Below are 3,938 nucleotides of genomic sequence, written 5' to 3'. Positions count from 1 at the left end.
CAGCGTGGGCACCGGCGTGGTCATCGTCGACAAGGGCATCATCCTGACCAACCTGCACGTGGTGCAGGGCGCAACAACCATCAAGGTCACATTCGCAGACGGCCTCGAATCCACCGCCAGCATCACCGGCGTGYAGCCCGAGAACGACCTGGCCGTGCTGCAGGCCCACAAGATCCCCGACGACCTGATTGCCGCCACCATGCGCTCCACCGCCGACCTGGCCCCCGGCGACCAGGTCATGGCCGTGGGCTACCCCTTCGGCATAGGCCCCTCGGCCTCGCAGGGCGTGATCTCCGGCCTCAAGCGCAACTTCCGCTCGCCCGAAGGCAAACAGATGATGAGCAACCTGATCCAGTTCGACGCCGCCGCCAACCCCGGCAACTCCGGCGGGCCGCTGGTCACCATGGACGGCGAAGTGGTCGGCATCGTGACCGCCATCTTCAACCCCAACCAGCAACGCACGTTTGTCGGCATCGGTTTTGCGGTGCCGATTGAAAACGCGGCCTCGGCCGCCGGCATGCCCCCCTTCTGAAGACTTTAAGGACATCGACGCATGGAACAGCACACGCCCGAACATTCCGCCACCGGCCATGACGCCACCGCGCTGCTGATGGAGCAGATCCTGTATGAAGTCAAACGCGTGGTGGTGGGGCAAGACCGCTTTCTTGAACGCGTCATGGTCGCCATCCTGGCGCAGGGCCATTTGCTGGTGGAAGGCGTTCCCGGCCTGGCCAAGACGCTGACCATCAAGACGCTGGCCAACACTGTGCAGGGCAACTTCAAGCGCATCCAGTTCACACCCGACCTGGTACCGGCCGATCTGGTGGGCACACGCATCTACAACCAGAAAACCGGCGAGTTCACCACCTCGCTCGGGCCGGTGTTTACCAACCTGTTGCTGGCCGATGAAATCAACCGCGCGCCCGCCAAGGTGCAGAGCGCGCTGCTGGAAGTGATGCAGGAGCGCCAGGTCACGATTGCCGGCATCACCCACAAGGTGCCCGAACCCTTCCTCGTCATGGCCACGCAAAACCCGATTGAAACCGAAGGCACCTACCCGCTACCCGAAGCGCAGGTCGACCGCTTCATGATGAAGGTGCTGGTGGACTACCCGACCGACGAAGAAGAATTCGTCATCGTCCAGCGCGTCACCGGCCCGGCCGTCGCCGTAAGCGCTGTCGCCACCACCGAACAGCTGGCCGCGCTGCAGGCCGAATGCCGCCGCATCTACGTCGACCCCTCGCTGGTGCAGTACGCCGTGCGCCTGGTCTCGGCCACACGTAACCCGACCAAGCATGGCCTCAAGGATTTGCAGCGCTTCATCACCTTCGGTGCCAGCCCGCGCGCCACCATCAACCTGACTGAAGGCGCCCGCGCGCTGGCCATGTTGCGCGGACGCAGCTACGCCCTGCCCGAAGACATGACCGACCTGGTGCCCGACGTGCTGCGCCACCGGCTGGTGCTGTCCTACGAGGCGCTGTCTGAAGGGTTGTCGGCCGACGGCCTCGTCGCGAAGATCATGGCCAAAATCCCGCCTCCAGCAAAACCACTAGAGCATGAAAAACTCGCCGCCTAGAAATGTGAGCCCCCACGCTCCGCCGCTTCGCGGGTCGCTGCCCCCCGAGGGGGCCGCCCGCCTGCGGCCCGGCAAAGCCGGTTCCGCGGCTCATGCTGGTTTCGGAGGATCGCCATGAGCGCACCTTCATCCAACGCAGAGCAGTTGCTGCGCCGGCTGGAGTGGACCGTGCTGCGCCGGCTCGACGGCCTGCTGCAGGGCGACTACCGCACCTTGCTGCGCGGCACCGGCATGGACCTGGCCGACCTGCGTGAATACCAGCACCACGACGACGTGCGTCACATCGACTGGAACGTCACTGCCCGGCTCGAGCAACCCCATGTGCGCGTGTTTACCGAAGACCGCGAAATGAGCGCCTGGTTCCTGCTGGACCTGAGCCCCTCGATGGACTTTGGCTCCAGCGAGCTGCGCAAGCGCAATGTGTCCGCTGAATTTGTCGCCGTGCTGGCCCGCATGCTGACGCGCCACGGCAACCGCGTGGGCGCCATGCTCTATGGCTCCGGCGTTGATGCCGTGATTCCCGCACGCGGCGGCCGCCACCACGTGCTGCATTTGCTGCACAYCCTGCAGGCCCGGCCCGAAACCACAGACCTCGGCCCTACACGCCTGCACGAGTTGCTCGAGTCCGCGGCCAGCTTCATACGCAGGCGCTCCACCGTGTTTGTGGTGTCCGACTTCATCAGCGAACCCGGCTGGGAAAAGCCGCTGGGCCAACTCGCCCGCCGGCATGAAGTGGTCGCCGTGCGCCTGCTCGACCCGCTGGAGCTGGACTTGCCCGACCTGGGCCTCATTCCCATCCGCGACGTCGAAACCGGCGAGCAACTGCTGGTCGATACCCACGACGCGGGCTTTCGCAAACGCTTTGCACGCATCGCCGCCCAGCGCGAGGCCGAGCTGCGCCAGTCGCTGGCGCGTGCCGGCGTGGACACGCTGGAGCTTTCCACCGACGACAACCTGGTTGACGCCATCCTGCGGTTTACCGAGCTCCGCAAACGGCGCAGCCGTACATCAGGCGCCAACGCAGCAGGCGGCAAGCTGCCGGCCCACCTGAAACACGCCGCCTGAAGAAGCCGCCAAGGAACATCCATGAACTTCAGCTGGTTGACCTCTTTCATGTCAAAGCTTCCCCTGCCGACTTTCCTCTGGCCGGAATTTTTGTGGCTGCTGCTGGCCATTCCCCTGCTGGTGGCCGTGTATGTGTGGCTGCTGCGCCGCAAGAAAAAAATGGCGCTGCGCTACGCCAGCCTCTCCATCGTGCGCGAAGCCATGGGCCGCGGCCAAAGCTTTCGCCGGCATGTTCCGCCCCTGCTGTTTCTGCTATCCGTCGCCGCCATGCTGGTGGCGGCGTCACGCCCCTTTGCCGTGATCAGCCTTCCCTCGCAGCGCGAAACCATCATCCTCGCCATGGACGTCTCAGGCAGCATGCGCGCCACCGACGTGCAGCCCAACCGCCTGGTCGCCGCCCAGAACGCTGCCAAGGCTTTCCTGGCCGACCTGCCGCGCAATGTACGCGTCGGCATCGTCGCGTTTGCCGGCACCGCTGCCGTCGTGCAACAGCCTACCCTCAGCCGCGAAGACCTGACGGCAGCCATTGACAAATTCCAGCTGCAGCGCGGCACCGCCATCGGCAACGGCATTGTCGTGTCGCTGGCCGAACTGTTCCCCGACGCAGGCATCGACATCGCCTCCATGCAGTACGGAAGGGAAAAGCCCCGCGGCACATCGCTGGACCAGGCCCTGAACCCCGACAAGAACGCGAAGAAAGAATTCACCCCCGTCGCTCCCGGCTCCTATACCTCGGCCGCCATCATCCTGCTGACCGACGGCCAGCGCACCACGGGTGTGGATTCCATCGACGCCGCCAAGCTCGCAGCAGACCGCGGCGTTCGCATCTACACCGTCGGGGTGGGCACGGTGGATGGCGAAACGATTGGCTTTGAAGGCTGGTCCATGCGCGTCAAGCTCGACGAGGAAACCCTCAAAGGCATTGCCCGGGCAACACAGGCCGAGTACTTTTACGCAGGTACGGCGGCCGACCTGAAGAAGGTGTATGAAACCCTCAGTTCGCGCCTGGCGATTGAGAAAAAGGAAACCGAGGTCTCGGGGTTGCTGGCGCTGTTTGCCGCCGTGCTGGCACTAGTGTCTGCCAGCTTGTCGCTGCTGTGGTTTAACCGGATTCTTTGAAGGCTCCGGGCGTTCCCTCGGAGGGGAAACAGGGAAGCGGCGCCACTTGCATCTGACGTGCAAGCGAGCCACCGCATCCAGGACTTAACTTACCTCTTCGGTTTGGTGACCTCATGCCCTATCACACCGCCGACCGCGGCGCCGCCTACAGTCCCCAAGGCACTGCCACCCGTAAGAG

General features: G+C 64.5%; 4 protein-coding genes and 1 pseudogene. 4 read left to right on the top strand and 1 reads right to left on the bottom strand.

The genetic code is table 11. The features are described from left to right. From AC1D1X_RS17660 to AC1D1X_RS17645, 4 genes are all read left to right on the top strand, one after another. Positions 1–532, top strand: a 532-nt coding sequence (locus AC1D1X_RS17660) for a S1C family serine protease (RefSeq protein WP_477698777.1), incomplete at its 5' end; no start/stop codon positions are given. Between the two features lie 21 nt (positions 533–553). Beyond that, positions 554–1,576, top strand: a complete 1,023-nt coding sequence (locus tag AC1D1X_RS17655) for an AAA family ATPase (protein ID WP_477669718.1) — start codon at positions 554–556, stop codon at positions 1,574–1,576. Positions 1,577–1,690: 114 nt separating this feature from the next. Further along, entirely contained in the window at positions 1,691–2,641 is a 951-nt protein-coding gene (locus AC1D1X_RS17650; RefSeq protein ID WP_477698776.1) for a DUF58 domain-containing protein, read from the top strand. 21 nt (positions 2,642–2,662) lie between these two features. Then, positions 2,663–3,760, top strand: coding sequence for a VWA domain-containing protein (locus AC1D1X_RS17645; RefSeq protein WP_477669720.1), 1,098 nt, complete (start codon positions 2,663–2,665; stop codon positions 3,758–3,760). Positions 3,761–3,849: 89 nt separating this feature from the next. Here the strand turns inward: AC1D1X_RS17645 and AC1D1X_RS17640 are convergent. Beyond that, positions 3,850–3,938 (bottom strand): annotated as a pseudogene (locus tag AC1D1X_RS17640) (glycine zipper 2TM domain-containing protein); the annotation flags it as partial.

The organism is Polaromonas sp. P1_G4, from assembly GCF_056405475.1.
This window is presented reverse-complemented; position numbering and strand designations above follow the sequence as displayed.